Consider the following 628-nt stretch of genomic DNA (forward strand, 5'->3'; position numbering starts at 1 on the left):
GCCCGTGACGGGCGGCTGGCCGGTGGTTAACAATCCACTGGTGGGCGTGGTTCCTCTGTTACCACTGCCACCGGATGAGTGATGGTGACCGGAGTTGTCATTGTCAGATGAATCATCATCACTATCACCCCCGCCTCCCTTCTTCTTCCCATCTTCTACCAGTTCGTAAACATCATAACCTACCCAGCCGGCAACGCCGAGTGCCACGGCTGCAGCAATGATCATAAGTAATTCCGGGGTCAGGAGTCCGACAGCCAGTGTTTCGGCAAAACCGGCCATCAGGGCGGGTGCAGAGAATCCAACAACGCCTTCTGAAACTATCCTTTTTACGGCCTTTTCATACAACTCATCGGCGGCACAAGCGCCCATGCCACCTCCGGCCAGGGCTCTTTTACGTCGACACGCGGGTTCTTTTATTTTGCCACTGCTGCCTTTGTCACGAATGCGGATATGGGCCCAGTCGTCGCCGCCGCCGGGTGCATGCTGTGGCGGGGCGGGTGCCTTGGCCATCAAATCCTTAACACTACTTTTGAGCCCATCACCCAGGGAGCCCAGAACATCGGTATCTGACATAAACTCCTCTAATGCATCCTCAATGCTGGCCGCTGCATCTTCCGCCGCCGCATCG

Annotated in this window: 1 protein-coding gene; it reads right to left on the reverse strand. The window is 56.5% G+C overall.

Translation table 11 applies throughout. The features are described from left to right. On the reverse strand, positions 1 to 573 hold a 573-nt coding region (locus tag J7438_RS26850; RefSeq protein ID WP_209279073.1), incomplete at its 3' end, for a hypothetical protein. Positions 574 to 628 lie beyond the last annotated feature (55 nt).

This window comes from Thalassotalea sp. G20_0, assembly GCF_017744175.1.
Classification (GTDB): Bacteria; Pseudomonadota; Gammaproteobacteria; order Pseudomonadales; family Endozoicomonadaceae; genus Endozoicomonas.